This is a genomic window from Maribacter sp. X9 (assembly GCF_048537565.1).
GTDB lineage: Bacteria > Bacteroidota > Bacteroidia > Flavobacteriales > Flavobacteriaceae > Maribacter.
Map to the genome: position 1 here is coordinate 1,608,018 of NZ_CP183215.1, position 18,637 is coordinate 1,626,654.

Sequence of the window (18,637 nt, forward strand, 5' to 3'; positions counted from 1 at the left end):
ATGGCCAGGTTCATATCCTTGAACCACATTTTAACTACCCTTTTATTTTTTTGCACCTGTATTGCCACCGCACAAGAAACTACTTATGAGGATGGTAAAAGTTATATTCTTGGAGGATTGGATGTAACTGGTCTTCAAAGTTATAATGAGCAAACGGTTAAAACGTATACTGGCTTGCGCGTTGGTCAGCCTATAACCCTGCCTGGCGAACAAATCAGTGAAGTCATCAAAAAGCTGTGGGGCTTGGAACTTTTTAGTGGTATAGAATTTTATATTACCAATATCGAGGGAAATACAGTTTTCTTGGAGCTAAATATTATTGAACGCCCAACCTTGACCAATGTTACCTTTTATGGTGTGAAGAAAGGAAAAATCGATGATTTGATCAAGGATACCGATTTGAAAAAAGGTAAAAAGATCACAGAAAGTCTAATCTCAAATTCCAAGAATTACATAACCAACAAATATAAGAAACAAGGCTACCTTAATGCGAAAGTCAATATTGTAACTGTAAAAGATACGTCCGATACCAACACCCAAAGTATGGTGGTGAATGTGAAAAAAGGCGATAAGGTTAAAATACGTGATATTGTTTTTGAAGGAAATGAGCAACTATCGGACAAAAAGCTAAGAAAAGCTTTAAAGAAAACAAAAGAGAAAAGATTTGGAAGATTTTGGAAAAAATCTAAATTCATACAAAAAGATTACGAAGAAGATTTAGGGTTGTTGATAGATAAGTTTGCCGAAAATGGCTATCGTGATGCACGGGTGATTTCAGATTCTGTCATTAAAGTGGATGAGAATAATATAGACCTTAAAATAAAAGTAGAAGAAGGCGATAAATATTACTTCGGTACTATTGATTTTGTGGGTAACACAGTGTATACCGATCGTCAATTGAGCCAAGTGCTGGGTATTAAAAAGGGGGACACTTATAATGGAGTGCTATTGCGAGAGCGAATAGCCGATAACTCTAAACCAGATCCACAAGACGTTACTAGTTTGTACCAGAACAATGGGTATCTATTCTCAACTATTAATCCTGTAGAGATTTCTGCGGCCAATGATACTATTGATTTTGAGATCAGGATTATAGAGGGTAAAGAAACCTTCTTGAACCATGTTACGGTTTCTGGTAATGACAAGACGAACGATCATGTTATTTACCGTGAGTTGCGCACAAGGCCGGGTCAAAAGTATAATAAGTCTGATATTATTAGAAGTATACGTGAGTTGGGCCAATTAGGATTTTTTGACGCAGAACAGATTAAACCAGACGTTTTGAACGCGAATCCAAATGAAGGTACGGTCGATTTAGCTTGGAGTTTGGTTGAGTCTGGTTCTAGCCAGATAGAATTACAAGGCGGTTATGGTGGTGGTGGCTTTATAGGAACATTGGGACTTTCTTTTAGTAACTTCTCGATTCAAAACTTGTTTAAAGGAGAAGCATATAAGCCTGTTCCCATGGGAGATGGTCAGACGTTCGCTTTGCGCATGCAAGCTAGTAGAACTTTTAGGGTGTACAGTTTAAATTTTTCTGAACCATGGTTGGGAGGTAAAAAGCCGGTGCGGTTCAATATGAGTCTGTCTAGAACCCAACAGTTTGCGGCCTCCTATGGTGGCAGGAATGGAGTTAATGTAGATAAGGATCGGCAGTTTTCCATTACAGGTGTTACCGTTGGTTTGGCCAAACGTGTACAGTGGCCAGATGATTTCTTTACCATATCCCATTCACTTAGCTATCAATTATATGATTTTAGAAATTATAACATAGGACTGTTCAATTTTGGAAATGGTAAGGCAAATTCGGTGGCCTACACGTTTGGTATATCCAGGAGTTCACAAGGGCCAAGTCGAATTTTCCCAATGTCCGGGTCTACTTTTGAACTAACCGGAAAGTTTACGCCACCTTGGTCATTGTTCAGTAATAAAGATTTCAGGGGATTAAAAAATAGGTCCGAGGAATTAGAAAACAAGAAGAATACTACCGGATTAACGAGCTCTGAAAATATTGAACAGCAAAATATAGATCAGCAACGGTTTAAATTATTGGAGTATTATAAAATAAAATTTAAAGGGGACTGGTATACCACTTTAGTGGATAAATTGGTGTTGCGCAGTAATGCGGAGTTTGGTTTTCTTGGGAGTTATAACAGTGCTGTAGGTAATGTGCCATTCGAACGTTTTTATGTCGGGGGTAGTGGTATGGCGAACTACACCTTAGATGGTAGGGATATTGTACAGTTACGTGGTTACAATGACCAATCGGTTACACCCTATTCGTCAGGAGCATCTCAACCAGATGGTGCCTTGATATACAATAAATTTTCTTTGGAACTTCGATATCCATTAACCTTAAAACCTTCTGCCTCTATCTACGGACTTGCATTTTTAGAAGGAGGTAATGCCTTCAACAATTTTCAGCAGTTTAATCCGTTTGAATTAAAACGTTCGGCTGGTGTGGGTCTGCGTATTTTCATGCCTGCCTTTGGTTTGTTAGGTATAGATTTCGGTTATGGATTTGATGAAGATCTTAGACCTCAGTCTGCCGGGCAAGGACCCAGCGGATGGCAAACCCATTTCGTTATTGGTCAACAGTTTTAATTTTAGTTGAATTTTAAACTGTGCATTATACTAATCGATTCATTTTAAAAGATTTAGTAATTTTGGCACGATATTTTCTATTGGATTAAACGATATCAACCATGAGTACAAAAACAAAAATTCTTTTATTTGCAACAGTGCTGTTCACGGCCATAGGAAGTTTTGCCCAAAGGGGGGTTAGGATGGCCTATGTAGATATGGAATATATATTGGAAAATGTTGAAGAATACCGCGATGCGACTGAGCAGTTGGAGGCAAAGGTACAACGATGGAAGGTTGAAGTAGAACAAAGACAAAGTGTGGTGGAGCAAATGAAGAAAGATTTAATGGCAGAGAAAGTACTCTTGACCCCAGAATTAATTGCGGAGCGGGAAGAGGAAATCCAGATTTTGGAAAAGGAAATGATAGAATATCAACAAGATCGTTTTGGTCCGCAGGGTGATTTAGTTTTGCAAAAACGGCGTTTAATACAGCCTATACAGGATCAGGTTTTTAACGAAGTGCAAAAAATAGGGGCAAATAAAAAGTACGATTTTATTTTTGATAAATCTGCGGATGTTGTAATGTTGTACTCCGAAAAAAGACACGATATCAGTGATTTAGTATTAAGGGGTATCGGGAGGACAAGAAAGATTAGTGCCCCTTCTAAAAATGCTGATAATCGTAGTAGGTTAGATGCGTTTGAAGGTGAAGATGATCCTGAAGAAGAGGTAATTAGTGAAGCGTTACAAGAGCGTATAAATAAGGCTTCAGAGGCCGCCGAGGCGAGGGAGAAAACTGTAGCTGAGACCAGGGCAGAGCAGTTAAAGCTCAGGGAGGAAAGAAAGAAGGCTTATGAAGAGCGAAGAAAGAAGTTGTTGGAAGAGCGCGAGGCGAAGAGACAAGAGAAATTAAAGGAAAGAAATAGCGATACCAAAAAAGATGATAACGGTACTATTTAAATAGGTTTGACACCATAAAAATTAACACTCAAAAATTAGATTTAAATTTTAACTCATGAAACAAGTAAAACAAATAGTTATAGTCTTAATGTTGTTCGTTGCGACGACAAGTTATGTAAATGCCCAAAGTAAGGTGGCGCATATCGATGTTACCCAATTATTGTCAGCAATGCCCGAAATGAAAGCTGCTGAGGCTGAACTTAAAAAATTACAGGAGACCTATAATGCCGATATCCAAGCTTCAATGACTGAACTACGTAATAAGTATACCCAGTATCAAAATGAGGCGGCATCCAAATCCAAAGAGGAGAATGAAAAAAGAGCTGTAGAGCTTCAAGGATACGAAAAGAATATTGGTGAAGCACAACAAGCTGCACAACAAGAATTCCAAAAGAAACAACAAGAGTTATTTGCCCCAATTTCGGAAAAGGCAAAAGCTGCTATTGAAAAGGTGGCCGCCGCGCAAGGCTTTGATTATGTAATCGATGCACAAGCGGGAGGTGGTTTGATCGTTGCGAACGGTAAAGATCTTTTGGCCGATGTTAAAAAGCAATTAGGTTTCTAATTACAAAGCGATACAATAAATAGAAAGCCATCCTTTATAGGGTGGCTTTTCTTATTTCGATAGTTTTCGTTTTATGTTTCGCCAACGGAGATGCCTGATAAATTTCCCTTCTTCTTTCGTCACCACATAAGGAGTACTCTTTAGACTGGCTTCAAAATAACCGATTACGTTGTTCCATAAAGATGTAATGGATTTTTGCTTTAGAGCCATTTTGATAGAAGCAATGCATGTAATCATGATGTTATAACGCATGGTGTACATCGCTTTTCCTTGTAATTTCTTTGCTTTTTTATTATAGGCCTTACCAGTGGGCCGTAAATGCTTTACCTTAAGCTCAGGGTCGGTATGTATGGTAAAGCCATGATATTGCGCTAAAAGTTCGTCTATGGTATCCCATCCCATTGCATTTTTAAGTCCACCGATTGCTGTAAAACAAGGTTTGGAATAGGCTTTAAAGGCACCTCTAACATGGTCGGTATCCATAGGATGGTTTAATTCCCAATTCCCTGTTTCATTCTTTTCATAAATGAAACCTCCAGCAACACCTATTCTGCTATCATTCTTAAAGTGATTCGCAATGATTTCAAAATAGTGATTAGGTAAAATTAGGTCGGCATCTAGCTTAACTATAAAGTCGTACGGATCATCTTCTACTAACTTAAAACCTTTTTGAAATGCGTTGATTACTTTACTACCCGGCATATGTTCTGAGGAGGAAGTGGCATTCAGTTTTTCAAAAACATCACTTTTAGCTATAAACCTATCTATGATCTCTTCTGTGTGATCAGTGGAATTGTCATTAACAATAATTACTTTTTTTGGAAGTAACGTTTGCTTCAAGATGGAATTTAAAGTACGTTCTAGGAAGGCTTCTTCATTATGGGCAGGGATGACTATATGGTAATCCATATGGATTGTATTCTGTTATTTTCTTGTAGCGTAAACGATATAATATCTTGGGGTAAATGCTCTAAGGAGTGGTCTTATTCCTAATTTCTTTACAGGATTGGTCCATTTTTGACTATCCTGTATCTCCCATCCAGCTTTTTCTAAGAGCCAATCAAACTGCCAATCCTCAAATTCGTGATAGTGTCTATCCCACTTATCGGTCTTACTACGGTATGCGGGCGAGAACCACAATTTTAAGGGAATACTGGCTACTAATTTATTGGCTTTAGTGCTGGATAAAATATGTAACGGAGCTAATAGATGTTCAAAAATTTCAAATGCGGTAACGACCTCTGCATCGGATTCTAAGACGGATGAAAAATCTAAATCTAAATCTTCCCCTTTAGTGTTTTCAACCTTATATCCGTTTTGTTGCATTATTTTTGAAAACGGATTTTCAACACCCAAATCTAAAATCGATTCGCTTGGGGCAATATGTTTTTGTAAAAAGGCTAATGTATGTTGAAAGCGTTTGTTCGGAAATGTGTTTTCGTACATGTTAGATTCTGTAAACCATTGCATTGACGTTCATACCGGCGCCAACACTGGCAAAGATAATAACATCTCCGTTTTCAACTTGCTGATTTTCTATTTTTCCATGCCTTACTAAGTCGTAGAGTGTAGGAATGGTTGCCACAGAACTATTGCCTAGCTTAGAAATGCTCATCGGCATAATGTTTTCGGGCATTTCTTCGTTATAAATTCTGTAGAAACGTTTTACAATGGCTTCATCCATTTTTTCATTCGCCTGATGGATGAATATTTTTTTGATATCGCCAATGGATGCTCCACTGCTATCTAAACATTCGGCCATAGCGCTAGGAACATTGGTTACCGCAAACTCATATATTTTACGACCAGCCATTTTAATGTAGTTGGTGGTATTGGTGGCAGTGAGATCATAGGTCTTGCCAAAAAATAGGTACTTGGCTTCTTCTAAAGCATAGGTGGCCGACTCATGTGCCAATACTTCGCCACCATTTTCAGTAGCTTCTAATATGGCCGCCCCTGCGCCATCTGAATAGATCATAGAATCCCTATCAAAATCATCTACGACCCTTGATAATGTTTCCGCACCGATTACCAAGCATTTCTTGGCAATGCCACTTTTTATGAAAGCGGTAGCCTGGATCATGCCTTCTAACCAACCTGGGCATCCAAAAAGAAGGTCATAGGCTACACATTTCGGATTTTTTATTTGCAATTGGTGTTTCACCCGCGTGGCCAAGCTAGGTAGCGTATCGCCTTGGTTTTGACCATGGGTTAAGTCCCCAAAATTATGGGCTACAATAATATAGTCTAAGGTTTCCTTATCGATACCCGCATTCGCAATGGCTTTTTCAGCTGCAAAAAAACCTAAATTAGAAGTGGTGTGCTCATTCGTTGCATAACGTCTTTCTTCAATTCCGGTTATGGCCTTGAATTTCTGTATGATTACTTCATTTTCATGTTCAAAGGAGCTTCCGTTTAGATTGAGAAAATCATGGTTTAAAAAATCTTCGTTTTTTACGGTCATTGATGGAATATAGCTTCCGGTTCCCGTTATGGAAATGTTCATAGTGCAGATTCGTTAATCGTTTCAATGTAGCGAATATCGATGGCTTTTTTATGCATGCATAGTAAAATTTACGATGTTCATTTTTTCTTTTAGACTTATATATAGATTGAAAAAGCCTTTCCGATTTCACGAAAAGGCTTTGATATGTGCTGTAGATATTGATTATTCCGTTTCCATGTAAGCTTCAATAGGAGCACATGTGCATATTAAATTACGGTCTCCATAAGCATCGTCTACCCTTCGAACAGCCGGCCAAAATTTATTTTCCTTAACATAGGGTAAAGGAAAGGAAGCCTTTTGTCTTGAATATGAAAATTGCCAATTATCTGATGTAATCATTTCCAAAGTATGAGGGGCGTTCTTAAGTACATTGTCGGGTTCATTCGACGACGATTCATCAATTTCTGTCCTAATTGAAATCATAGCCTCACAAAACTTGTCCAGTTCAGCCAAACTTTCGCTTTCCGTTGGTTCTATCATTAACGTTCCGGCTACGGGGAAGGAAACTGTGGGCGCATGAAAGCCATAGTCCATCAGACGCTTTGCAATATCCGTTACTTCAATTCCATTTTGTTTGAATGGCCTACAATCAATGATCATTTCATGAGCCGCTCTCCCTTTTTCCCCTGTGTAAAGCACATCAAATTTACCACTAAGTCTATGTTTGATGTAATTGGCATTTAAAATGGCGATTTTGGTTGATTGGGTCAAGCCATATTCTCCAAGCATTTTTATATATCCGTATGAAATCAGGCAAACTAAGGAACTTCCCCAAGGCGCTGCCGATATCGCTGTAATTGCATTTTCACCCCCGGTTTTAATTACGGGATTGGTAGGTAGGAATGGCACTAACTGTGGTGCAACGCATATGGGGCCAACACCCGGGCCTCCTCCTCCATGAGGTATGGCAAATGTTTTATGCAGGTTTAAGTGGCAAACATCTGCCCCGATCGTAGCAGGATTGGTTAAACCAACCTGTGCGTTCATATTGGCACCGTCCATATAAACTTGTCCACCATTATCATGGATCAGTTTGGTAATCTGTTTAATGGATGATTCAAATACGCCATGAGTGGAAGGATAGGTGACCATCAAGGCAGCTAGTTGGTCTGCGTAAAGCGTAGCCTTTTCTTCGAGATCGGCTACGTCGATATTTCCTTTTTCGTCCGTTTTAGTGACGATTACCTTCATGCCGGCCATCACGGCTGACGCTGGGTTGGTACCATGTGCAGATGCCGGTATCAAACAGATATTTCTATGCGAATCGCCTCTCGATTCATGATAGGCCCTAATTACCATCAATCCGGCATATTCTCCTTGAGCTCCTGAATTTGGTTGAAGGGAGGTGTCTGCAAATCCTGTAATCACCGATAGGTCCTTTTCTAGTTCTTTTAATACCGTTTGGTAACCTTCCGCTTGTTCCACGGGAACGAAAGGGTGGATGTTGCCCCAATGCGTCATGCTCAACGATAACATTTCTGTAGCGGCATTTAATTTCATAGTACAGCTTCCTAATGAAATCATACTATGGTTCAACGCTAAATCTTTACGCTCCAATTTTTTAATATAACGCATCAATTCTGTTTCGGAATGATAGGAATTGAAGACCTTATTTTGCATGAACGGACTGCGACGCTGAATATTTTCAGGAACCGATGTTGAATTAAGTAAGTTATCAACCTCTGTAGCTGGTTTCCCAAGGGCTTCGGAAAAAATACCTATAATTTGATTCAAGTCTTTTAATGACGTTGCCTCGTTGACCGCAACCGAAATAGTAGCGGTATCTACATAAAGAAAATTCACCTCATGTTTTTCGGCTATAGGTCTTACTTTTTGAGCATCTGTCTTTACGGTAATCGTATCGAAAAATGCACTATTTGTTTGGTATAACCCTAATTTCTCTAAGGCATCGGCCAGAGTAACCGCAGTTGCATGAACCTTCTTTGCGATATATTCCAAACCTTTAGGGCCGTGATACACGGCATACATACCTGCCATTACGGCCAAAAGTACCTGTGCGGTACAAATGTTGGACGTTGCCTTGTCTCTTTTTATATGTTGTTCACGGGTCTGTAGGGCCATTCGTAAGGCCGGTTTACCATCCGTGTCTTTTGTTACCCCGATTATACGGCCAGGGATACTTCTCTTATATTCTTCTTTAGCGGCGAAAAATGCTGCATGTGGTCCACCATAGCCTAGTGGAATTCCGAAACGTTGCGTAGTTCCAACGACTACATCTACCCCAATTTCGCCAGGAGGGGTTAATAGCACTAAACTTAAGATATCGGCTGCAACAGCGACTTTTATCTCATTTTCTTTTGCTTTTGCTACAAAACCCGCATAGTCGTTTACTTGTCCGTGTTTACCGGGATATTGTAACAAAACTCCGTAGAAATCGTTTCCAAATTCAAAATTCTCATGATTTCCGATCACTAATTCTATTCCTAACGGAACGGAACGTGTGCTCAATAACGAAATTGTCTGTGGCAATACTTCCTCCGAAACAAAGAATTTACGAACCTCGTTTTTCTTTTGGTCCCGACTGCGAACATCGAATAACATGGTCATTGCTTCTGCCGCGGCGGTACTTTCATCCAGAAGGGATGCGTTGGCCAATTCCATGCCCGTTAGATCGGCGATAACCGTCTGAAAGTTCAATAAGGCTTCCAACCGTCCTTGGGCAATCTCCGCTTGATAAGGGGTATAGGCCGTATACCACCCTGGGTTTTCAAGAATATTACGTTTAATGACCGATGGCGTAAGGCTTTCGTGATAACCCAACCCAATATAGGTGCGAAAAACTTTGTTCTTTTTGGATAAGGCTTCTATGTGCGCCAGAAATCGATGCTCGCTCATTGGGGAATCCAATTTTAACGGCTCTTTCAGTCGGATGTCTTCTGGTATTGTCTCAAAAATCAGCTGTTCTAAATTTTCAACATCTACCGTGTTGAGCATATGTTCTAAATCTTCTTCCCTTATGCCGATATGGCGCAGTGCAAACACGTCAGTCTTCATAGTTGCTATTGTTATATGAGGTGCAAAATTACCATTTTTATATGGGTAAATAAGTGAAGAACGATGCCGATACATTTAAAGTTTTTAACCAAAACAAAAGGTTATAAACACTTTACCTATTTTTGTTCAATGGCCTTGTTCAAACGAATTTTTGATTTTTATTTGGATGCTAGTATTCATGTGGCATTGGCCATATTCAGCTTGGTTCATATAACCGCACTTACCTTGGACATTACGGTACCTTCTGCCCTCTATTTTTTTATTTTTTTTGGGTCGATTAGCTGTTATAATTTTGTGAAATATGGGGTGGAGGCCGAGAAGTATATTTTGGTTGCGAATAGATACCATAAAAACATTCAATTTTTTAGTATCGGATGTTTGATAGTAGCTTTTTATCACGTCTTTTTTTTATCAGAACGGGTGTTTGTCGGACTTTTATTTTTAGCGGGTATTACCGGACTTTATGCGCTTCCCGTTCTTCCACGGCACAAAAATTTTAGGAGTTTAAGCGGACTTAAAATACTTATCGTAGCCACTGTATGGGCGGGAACTACGGTTATTTTACCTGTTCTTTCCCAGTCTGAGGTTATTTCTTGGGATGTTAAGGTGGAAACCTTTCAGCGATTTTTGCTCGTTTTGATACTTTTGGTACCCTTTGAGATTCGAGACCTGAAATACGATAACCCTGAATTAAAAACATTACCCCAACGAATTGGGATTAGGGGCGCGAAGTTGATCGGGGTAAGTTGGACACTTCTTTTTTATGGCAGCACCTTTTTAAAGGCAGAGTTGAGTAGGGTCAACGTAATCACTAAAACGATACTATTTATAGTTTTGCTTATCGTGATAATCAGGACAAAAGGAGATCAGCCGAGGTATTTCTCCTCATTTTGGGTAGAGGCGATTCCTATTTTTTGGTGGCTGGTATTGGTAGTGGGTATAAGTTGTTTTTAGTTTTTGGTGCTTAGTGACTCTTTCATTTTCCTTTTTTCGGTTTCAGAAAGCGCTACCAATTTCGCTTTTTGACAAAGAGATGTTAGTTTCTGGTTTTTTTCACTGTGCTTTGAACAGGCTTTGCAAATGAAAAGGTGGAATTTTAATTTTAAGATATCCCAAGTACTCGCCTCCTTATATTGGGCTTTGTTGCAAATGCATGCGGCTTTTTCACAAGAAATCATCATAATTAAAACCAATTTTGATTTAAACAACCCATTAGACCGGTCCTGGCCCTATGTATCATTACCCAAAGGTTAGACGCATTAATTCCCAAGGCATTACAAATATCTTCCGTTTCCATGCCTTCTATTGTTTTCATGATAAATACCTGTGCCTGCTTTTTCGGTAGTTTTGAGATGCATTTTTGAATCGCTAGCCCCAATTCTTCATTCTCCATGGCGTCGTTCTCAAAGTTACTGTGAGGGTCGGCTATACGTTCTTCTAGCCAATCTCCTTCTGCGTCGGTTTGGGAGCTATAGGTCATCCGCACTTCAGCCTTGCCTTTCTTTGAATTTATTTTACGGTAATGGTCTATGACCTTTCGCTTTAAAATGGCTATCAACCAAGTTCGCTCAGCGGCATCGCCTTTGAAGTTTTTTGCAGATTTTAGGCCTGCAATAAACGTGTCTTGCACCAAGTCTTTGGCGATCTCGGTATCATTTACCCTGGTTACGGCGTAGTTGAATAGGTAATCTGCGTAAAGATCTACCCATTTATCTGGATGAAGTTCGTGTGTTTCCATTTTGTATTCTACGTTTCAAAAGTAAATTAATTTTAGGGAATATGATTACTTTTGAAAACAATCACATGAACCATGAAAAATCTAGTTTTTTTTATTCTTAGTTGCATTTCACAGATTGCTTTGTGTCAAATGGAATCTAAACCGATTACGGAATTCGTTAGCTATGATCCTTCAAAAGAAGTTCTTATAGATGTGCGAACGCCTGATGAGTTCAATGGCGGTCATATTGATGGAGCCCTCAATATAGATTGGTTTTCATCGGATTTTAATAAGCAAGTTGAAAAGCTTGAAAAGGACAAAACTATTTATGTGTATTGCAAAAAAGGGGGTAGGAGTTTAAAGTCTCAAGCTCGCCTAAAAGAATTGGGCTTTTTGAACGTGGTCAATCTTGAGGGGGGATTTGATGCCTATTCAAAGAAATAACCTTTTTCAAATCTTTTTTACGGGGCTTTGTAAGAATCGATTCTATCCCGTCTTGGCTAAAAAAGAAGCATTTTCTCAATTCCTGAAACAATCGAGAAAATGCCTTCACTGAATTGGTATAACGTCTTAAAGTAACCCAGCCCTTTCTAATAAAGCTTCGACTTTTGGTTCTGCCCCACGGAAACGTTTGTAGAGAACCATTGGGTTTTCCGTTCCGCCTTTAGATAGTACGTTGTCCTTAAATTTAGCAGCAATTTCTTTGTTGAAAATACCTTTTTCTTTAAAGTAAGCGAAGGCGTCGGCATCCAAAACTTCGGCCCATTTGTAACTATAATATCCAGATGAATATCCTCCTTGAAAAATATGTGAAAACGCAGTGCTCATACATGTTTCCACTGTTTCTGGATACAGGGTGGTATCCCCAAAAGCTTCAACCTCATGTTTCTTTACATTAGTAACTTCGCTAGGGTCAATGCCATGCCAAGCCATATCCAAGAGCCCGAAACTCAATTGGCGCAGGGTTTGCATACCTTCTTGAAAAGTGGACGATTCCTTTATTTTCTGCACAAGTTCCATCGGAATCACTTCACCTGTTTCATAGTGGGTGGCAAAAAGCTCTAAAGCTTCTTTTTCATAACACCAGTTTTCCATCACCTGACTTGGTAATTCAACAAAATCCCAATAGACAGAGGTTCCAGATAGACTGGGATATGTCGTATTGGCCAACATACCGTGCAGTCCATGACCAAATTCATGGAATAATGTAGTTACCTCGTTAAATGTTAATAAGGAAGGTTTGCTTTTGGTGGAAGGGGTGAAATTACAGACGTTACTGATGTGTGGACGAACGTTCTTTCCATCCTTTTTCCATTGCGATTTAAAGGAGGTCATCCAGGCACCACCGCGTTTTCCTGAGCGCGGGTGGAAATCGGCATAAAAAAGGGAAATGAAATTTTTGTCGGTATCGTAGACTTTAAAGGTCTTCACTAGTTCATGGTATTTGTCGATATCGAATACCTCTTCGAACTGTAACCCGAATAATTTCTCAGCTACTTTGAAAACGCCATTAATGACGTTTTCCAATTTAAAATAGGGCTTTAGCTTTTCATCGTCTAGGTCGAATAATTTTTGTTTTAGTTTTTCAGAATAAAAACTACCGTCCCATTTTTCCAATCGGTCTATATGGTCCAATTTTTTGGCAAAATCTGCCAATTGTTGATATTCCCGATTTGCGGCAGGTTTCGCTTTAGCGAGAAGTTCATTTAGAAAGGAGTGAACTTTTTCAGGAGTTTCGGCCATACGTTCTTCCAGAACAAAATCGGCATGTGTTTTATAGCCCAAAAGGTTGGCCCGTTCAAAACGTAATTTTGCAATTTCCAGCACATTTTCTTGATTGTCCAGCTTATCGTTATGAAATGCTTTGCTTCCAAAAGCAAGGGAAAGTTCTTTTCGAAGCTCCCTATTTTTCGCATATTTCATAAAGGGGATGTAGCTAGGATAATCTAAAGTAATCATCCAGCCTTCTTCTTTACCTTTATCGGAAGCTCTTTGGGCCGCAGCTTCCTTTTCACCTTCAGGAAGTCCGTCCAAGTCAGATTCATCGGTAAGGTATAATTCGTATTTATTGGTTTCCGCTAGAACATTTTCCCCGAAAGTCAATTTTAATTTTGCTAATTTGGCATCTATTTCCCGAAGTCGTTTCTTTTTATCTACAGATAGATTCGCTCCGTTACGACTAAAACTTTTGTATTTTTTGTCTAACAAGGTTTGTTGTTCCACTGTTAAGTCGAGTGTATCTTTTTGCTCGTAAACCGATTTGATGCGTTTGAACAGTTCCTCGTTCAGGGTAATGTCATTACTGAATTCTGAAAGTAATGGGGAAACTTCCTGTGCTATTTTTTGAATTTCTTCATTTGTTTCTGCGGAATTCAAATTAAAAAAAACACTGGAAACACGGTCCAATTGCTGACCCGAAAATTCTAATGCTTCGATAGTATTTTTAAAAGTTGGCGCATCGGTATTCGAGGTGATGGCATCTATTTCTGCCTTGGCATCTTCAATAGCTTGTAGAAAAGCAGGTTTGAAGTGTTCATTCTTTATTTTGGAAAATGGTGCGGTATCGAATGGGGATAATAATGGATTCATAGCTAAGTAAAAAAGTATTTTAGTGAGTTAGTGAAATAGTAAATAAACAAAACGGTTAAAACATACAAAAGATGATTACTAAAAGCCAAAGTCTAAAGGCTCGTAGAGGAAAACTATTTCCCATTCACTTCTTTTGCACCGTCGATTACTTTTTGTTTTAGGCCTTCTTTGTAGAATATGATTTTATCTAGTACACATTTATCGGAACTGCCGATAATCTGGGCAGCGAGGATTCCCGCATTTTTAGCACCATTGAGTGCTACCGTTGCAACAGGTACACCACCAGGCATTTGAAGAATGGATAGGATGGAATCCCAGCCGTCAATGGAGTTACTACTTTTTACGGGAACACCGATTACAGGTAGCGGAGACATTGATGCTACCATGCCGGGTAAATGGGCGGCACCACCGGCACCTGCAATGATTACAGAATAGCCATTGGTATGTGCATTTTTACTAAAGTCGAATAATTTTTCTGGTGTTCTATGGGCAGATACGATATCCACATCTACTTCTATATCAAATCCTCTTAAAATATCTATGGCTTCCTGCATTACGGGAAGATCACTTGTGCTTCCCATCACTACGGCTACTTTGCTCATGTTTTTTATTTTGAAATCACTTTAATTCTTTCTTTCACTTGTTGTGCAATGCTTCGTGCTTTGGTCGGGTCATCGTTTACAATGGTAACGTGGCCCATCTTGCGAAAAGGTCGGGTCTGTGCCTTTCCATATATGTGCGGGGTAACACCTTCCATTGCCATGATATCGGCTATATTTTCGTAGACCACATTTCCGTTATAGCCTTCGGCACCTACTAGGTTGACCATAACTGCGGCGACTTTACTATCGGTACTTCCCAAAGGAAGTCCGAGAATACTACGTATGTGCTGCTCGAATTGGTTGGTGTAACTGGCTTCAATACTATAATGACCGCTATTGTGTGGTCTTGGAGCAACTTCGTTGACTAAGATTTCGTCTTCATTGGTCTGGAACATTTCAACGGCCAATAAACCAGTGAGTCCGATTTTCTCCGCCACCTTCAAAGCAAGAGATCTGGCTTTTTCTGCAACCTTGTCATCGATACGAGCCGGACAAATTACGTATTCCACTTGGTTGGCTTCTGGGTGAAATTCCATTTCCACTACGGGATATGTTTTTATTTTCCCGTTAGCATTTCTAGCAACGATGACCGCTAATTCATTTTTAAACGGAATCATGGTTTCGGCAATACATTCCCCTTTGGGCAAGCCTTTTAAATCTTCTAAACTTCGTACGACTTTTACACCTTGGCCGTCATAACCGAATTGGGCAACCTTCCAAACAAAAGGTAGTTTTAGTCCACCATTGGCTATACTGTCTTCAATTTCACTCAAATAGGCAAAACGTTGAAAATCTGCAGTGGGTATTTCATGGTCTACATAAAACAGTTTTTGTTTTGCCTTATTCTGTATTATACGTAATGCTTTTGGTTGTGGAAATACCTTAACGCCTTCTGCCTCCAGTTTTTCCAAAGCATCAAGGTTTACGTTTTCTATTTCTATGGTAAGCACATCAACACCTTTGCCGAAGTCATAAACGGTATCAAAATCCAAAAGGCTGCCTTGTACGAATTCGTTACTAGAAATACGACATGGAGCTTCGGGTGAGCTGTCCAAAATTTTGGTATAAATATCCCATTTACGGGTTTCGTACAACATCATTTTGCCCAGTTGACCACCACCTAGTATGCCTAGTTTGAAATCGGAAGAAAAGTAATCCATATAAATATTGCTTTTAGGAGTTTAAAAACGCCTTAAGTACCACAAAAATACGGTTAAATCTTAGAAACCAATTCCTTTCTATTTAAAAACACAGGGCAATACCTTATCTTTGCCAACCTTGATAATTTAAGAAAATTGATACAGCTTCACGACAAGTTTTTTAAGCGTTTCCTAAGTGAAATGGAAATTCAACAAGCCGTTAAATCCGTTGCGGATAAAATTGCTGCGGACTATAAAGAAGAAACTCCGATTTTTGTTGGTGTTCTGAACGGAGCTTTTATGTTCGTCTCCGATTTTTTAAAGGCCTATCAACATCCTTGTGAGGTATCCTTCGTGAAATTGAGCTCCTATCAGGGCTTGACCTCTACCGGCATTGTCGAAACCTTATTGGATCTACCAGAGAATATAGAGGGGCGTAGTATCATTATTTTAGAGGATATCATCGATACAGGTCGTACCTTACAGCAATTGGTCCACTTATTTTCGAAGACCAATGTAAAGGAATTTAAAATTGCCAGTCTTTTTTACAAACCAGATGTCTATAACGGTGAGTATGCCATTGACTATTTTGGGTTGGCCATTCCTGATGTTTTTATTGTAGGATATGGACTCGACTATAAGGAATTGGGAAGAAATTTAAAAGAAGTATACCAACTAAACCAAAAACATATGATCAATCTTGTACTCTTTGGTAAGCCGGGAGCAGGAAAGGGAACGCAAGCAGAGTTCCTTAAAGAAAAGTACAACCTTAAACATATCTCTACGGGGGATGTTTTTAGGTACAACATCAAAAATGGAACGAAACTAGGAACTTTGGCCAAATCATACATGGATAATGGAGATTTGGTGCCCGATGAGGTAACAATAAAAATGCTTCAGGAAGAAGTAGAGAAAAACCCTGATGCGGATGGATTCATTTTCGATGGTTTTCCAAGAACGGCAGCCCAAGCAGAGGCGTTGGATAATTTCTTGGAGTCAAAAGACATGAAGATAAACGCAACTATCGCTTTAGAAGCCAATGATGAAGTTTTAATAGAACGTCTATTGGAACGGGGTAAAGTAAGTGGTCGAAGTGATGACCAAGACGTTACTAAAATTAGGAACCGTTTTGACGAATACAATCAAAAAACCACTCCGGTCAAGGAATTCTATGAGGCACAGCAGAAATTTCATAGTGTAAACGGCATTGGTTCTATAACAGAAATAACAGAACGCCTTACCAAGGTAATCGAAGGTTTATAAAAATATTAAATTTTTTAGTCAGCAAACGGACTAAAAAAATTTGAACTGAAACAACAACAATGACCGAAGGTAATTTTGTAGATTATGTAAAAGTTGGCTTGGCTTCCGGAAAAGGGGGCAAGGGGTCTGTGCATCTACACCGTGAAAAATTTATTACCAAAGGTGGTCCAGATGGTGGTGATGGTGGCCGTGGTGGGCATATCATAATTCGTGGTAACGAAAATCTATGGACCTTGGTCAATTTCAAGTTTAAAAAACATTTCAAGGCCGGCCATGGAGAGCATGGTAGTAAAAGCCGAAGCACAGGGGCAGATGGTGAGGATGTATATTTAGATGTGCCCTTAGGAACAGTGGTAAAGGATTTTGAGACCAAGAAAGTTCTTTTCGAGATTACGGAACATGACGAGGAGAAAATATTATTGGAAGGTGGTATGGGAGGTCGCGGTAATTGGCATTTTAGAACCGCAACCAATCAAACCCCGAGATATGCCCAGCCAGGCGTTGATGGATTGGAGGGCGAATTTCTTTTGGAGCTCAAGATTTTGGCCGATGTCGGTCTCGTAGGGTTCCCGAATGCCGGCAAATCAACCTTACTCTCTGTAATTACTTCTGCAAAACCTAAAATTGCAGATTATGAGTTCACCACATTAAAACCCAATTTGGGCATTGTGGAATATCGCGATTTCAAAAGTTTTGTCATGGCGGATATTCCTGGAATTATAGAGGGTGCCGCAGAAGGTAAAGGTCTGGGGCATTATTTTTTAAGACATATAGAACGAAACGCTACCTTACTTTTCTTGATTCCTGCGGATAGTAAGGATATTAGTAAAGAATATGAGATTTTGTTGGATGAACTAAGGCGTTACAATCCAGAATTGTTAGATAAGGAACGCTTGATCTGCATCTCAAAAAGCGATATGTTAGATGAAGAACTGATGAAAGAAATGCGGGATGAATTGAATGAAGAATTCAACGAAACCCCTTTTATGTTCATTTCATCTGTGGCGCAAATGGGTATCGTAGAACTGAAAGACAAACTTTGGGCCATGCTTAACGATTAGTCGAATACCTTAGTGAAAATAGATAAGTAGCCTTAATTTTCTTTAATTTTAAAGAAAGAAAATATTATGAAAACATCTATTATTGGTATAATAGTGCTCCTTTTTACTTCTTGTAGTGCCACCAAAGTCGGTTACGACTATGATAACCAGACCGATTTTAAATCGTATACCACCTATAATTATTTTGACGATATGGAAACGGGTCTCAGTGAGTTGGACGAAAAAAGATTAATGGATGCCATGGATGCAACCTTGGGCGAGAAGGGTTTTATGTTCGCCGAAGAACCGGATATTTTCATCAATATTAGAAGTTCGGTTTTCCAATCCCAGCCCGGCAATAATGTTGGTGTGGGCTTGGGTGGAGGCGGTGGAAACCTCGGGGGTGGCGTATCCATTGGAATTCCGGTTGGTGGGCCAAAACTCTCCCGAGAACTACAAATAGATTTTGTAGATGCCAATAAGGATATGTTGATTTGGCAAGCTGTAAGTAAAAGTCCGTTTCGGGAAGGGGATACTCCCATTGAAAAACAAGAAAAGTTACAGGCGCTTGTTGCCAAAATATTCAGTAAATATCCTCCAAAATAAAATAACCTATGGTCGCATATATCATAGGTTATTTTAACGAAGTTCTTTTA

At 39.4% G+C, this 18,637-nt stretch carries 16 protein-coding genes; 8 read left to right on the forward strand and 8 right to left on the reverse strand.

Features of this window, described 5'->3' with window-relative positions; translation table 11 throughout:
* The 3 genes from bamA (at position 1) to ACNR9Q_RS06740 (ending at position 4,110) form a co-directional block, all read left to right on the forward strand.
* Entirely contained in the window at positions 1-2,604 is a 2,604-nt protein-coding gene (gene bamA / locus ACNR9Q_RS06730) for an outer membrane protein assembly factor BamA (protein WP_419214251.1), read from the forward strand.
* A 101-nt stretch (positions 2,605-2,705) separates the two neighbouring features.
* Positions 2,706-3,545: an OmpH family outer membrane protein gene (locus ACNR9Q_RS06735; protein ID WP_419213843.1), complete on the forward strand. Its 840-nt coding sequence runs from the start codon at positions 2,706-2,708 to the stop codon at positions 3,543-3,545.
* 55 nt (positions 3,546-3,600) lie between these two features.
* Positions 3,601-4,110, forward strand: coding sequence for an OmpH family outer membrane protein (locus ACNR9Q_RS06740; protein ID WP_419213844.1), 510 nt, complete (start codon positions 3,601-3,603; stop codon positions 4,108-4,110).
* Between the two features lie 51 nt (positions 4,111-4,161).
* On the opposite strand, the gene ACNR9Q_RS06745 is transcribed toward ACNR9Q_RS06740, so the two are convergent.
* From ACNR9Q_RS06745 to gcvP, 4 genes are all read right to left on the reverse strand, one after another.
* Positions 4,162-5,019, reverse strand: a complete 858-nt coding sequence (locus tag ACNR9Q_RS06745) for a glycosyltransferase family 2 protein (RefSeq protein ID WP_419213845.1) — start codon at positions 5,017-5,019, stop codon at positions 4,162-4,164.
* A 15-nt stretch (positions 5,020-5,034) separates the two neighbouring features.
* Entirely contained in the window at positions 5,035-5,556 is a 522-nt protein-coding gene (locus ACNR9Q_RS06750; protein WP_419213846.1) for a methyltransferase, read from the reverse strand.
* 1 nt (position 5,557) lies between these two features.
* Positions 5,558-6,616: a 3-oxoacyl-ACP synthase III family protein gene (locus ACNR9Q_RS06755; protein WP_419213847.1), complete on the reverse strand. Its 1,059-nt coding sequence runs from the start codon at positions 6,614-6,616 to the stop codon at positions 5,558-5,560.
* A 162-nt stretch (positions 6,617-6,778) separates the two neighbouring features.
* Positions 6,779-9,631, reverse strand: a complete 2,853-nt coding sequence (gene gcvP, locus ACNR9Q_RS06760; RefSeq protein WP_419213848.1) for an aminomethyl-transferring glycine dehydrogenase — start codon at positions 9,629-9,631, stop codon at positions 6,779-6,781.
* 63 nt (positions 9,632-9,694) lie between these two features.
* Between gcvP and ACNR9Q_RS06765 the strand changes: the two genes are divergently transcribed.
* Positions 9,695-10,585, forward strand: coding sequence for a hypothetical protein (locus ACNR9Q_RS06765; RefSeq protein WP_419213849.1), 891 nt, complete (start codon positions 9,695-9,697; stop codon positions 10,583-10,585).
* Between the two features lie 229 nt (positions 10,586-10,814).
* On the opposite strand, the gene ACNR9Q_RS06770 is transcribed toward ACNR9Q_RS06765, so the two are convergent.
* A complete protein-coding gene (locus ACNR9Q_RS06770) occupies positions 10,815-11,369 on the reverse strand; it encodes a sigma-70 family RNA polymerase sigma factor (RefSeq protein ID WP_419213850.1) in 555 nt (184 codons plus the stop codon).
* 72 nt (positions 11,370-11,441) lie between these two features.
* Here ACNR9Q_RS06770 and ACNR9Q_RS06775 point away from each other — a divergent pair, with 72 nt between their 5' ends.
* Positions 11,442-11,792, forward strand: coding sequence for a rhodanese-like domain-containing protein (locus ACNR9Q_RS06775; protein WP_419213851.1), 351 nt, complete (start codon positions 11,442-11,444; stop codon positions 11,790-11,792).
* 126 nt (positions 11,793-11,918) lie between these two features.
* Here ACNR9Q_RS06775 and ACNR9Q_RS06780 read toward each other — a convergent pair whose 3' ends face one another.
* The 3 genes from ACNR9Q_RS06780 to ACNR9Q_RS06790 all read right to left on the reverse strand — a co-directional run bounded on the left by ACNR9Q_RS06780 (position 11,919) and on the right by ACNR9Q_RS06790 (position 15,699).
* On the reverse strand, positions 11,919-13,937 hold the full coding sequence (locus ACNR9Q_RS06780) for a M3 family metallopeptidase (protein ID WP_419213852.1): 2,019 nt from the start codon (positions 13,935-13,937) through the stop codon (positions 11,919-11,921).
* A 113-nt stretch (positions 13,938-14,050) separates the two neighbouring features.
* On the reverse strand, positions 14,051-14,539 hold the full coding sequence (gene purE, locus ACNR9Q_RS06785) for a 5-(carboxyamino)imidazole ribonucleotide mutase (protein WP_419213853.1): 489 nt from the start codon (positions 14,537-14,539) through the stop codon (positions 14,051-14,053).
* Between the two features lie 5 nt (positions 14,540-14,544).
* Entirely contained in the window at positions 14,545-15,699 is a 1,155-nt protein-coding gene (locus tag ACNR9Q_RS06790; RefSeq protein ID WP_419213854.1) for a 5-(carboxyamino)imidazole ribonucleotide synthase, read from the reverse strand.
* Positions 15,700-15,834: 135 nt separating this feature from the next.
* On the opposite strand from ACNR9Q_RS06790, the gene ACNR9Q_RS06795 reads away from it, so the two are divergent.
* The 3 genes from ACNR9Q_RS06795 to ACNR9Q_RS06805 all read left to right on the forward strand — a co-directional run bounded on the left by ACNR9Q_RS06795 (position 15,835) and on the right by ACNR9Q_RS06805 (position 18,587).
* Positions 15,835-16,941, forward strand: a complete 1,107-nt coding sequence (locus ACNR9Q_RS06795; RefSeq protein WP_419213855.1) for an adenylate kinase — start codon at positions 15,835-15,837, stop codon at positions 16,939-16,941.
* A gap of 59 nt (positions 16,942-17,000) precedes the next feature.
* Complete coding sequence (gene obgE / locus ACNR9Q_RS06800; RefSeq protein WP_419213856.1) at positions 17,001-18,002, forward strand: GTPase ObgE; 1,002 nt, start codon at positions 17,001-17,003, stop codon at positions 18,000-18,002.
* Positions 18,003-18,068: 66 nt separating this feature from the next.
* Positions 18,069-18,587, forward strand: a complete 519-nt coding sequence (locus ACNR9Q_RS06805) for a DUF4136 domain-containing protein (RefSeq protein WP_419213857.1) — start codon at positions 18,069-18,071, stop codon at positions 18,585-18,587.
* The last annotated feature ends 50 nt before the right edge of the window (positions 18,588-18,637 follow it).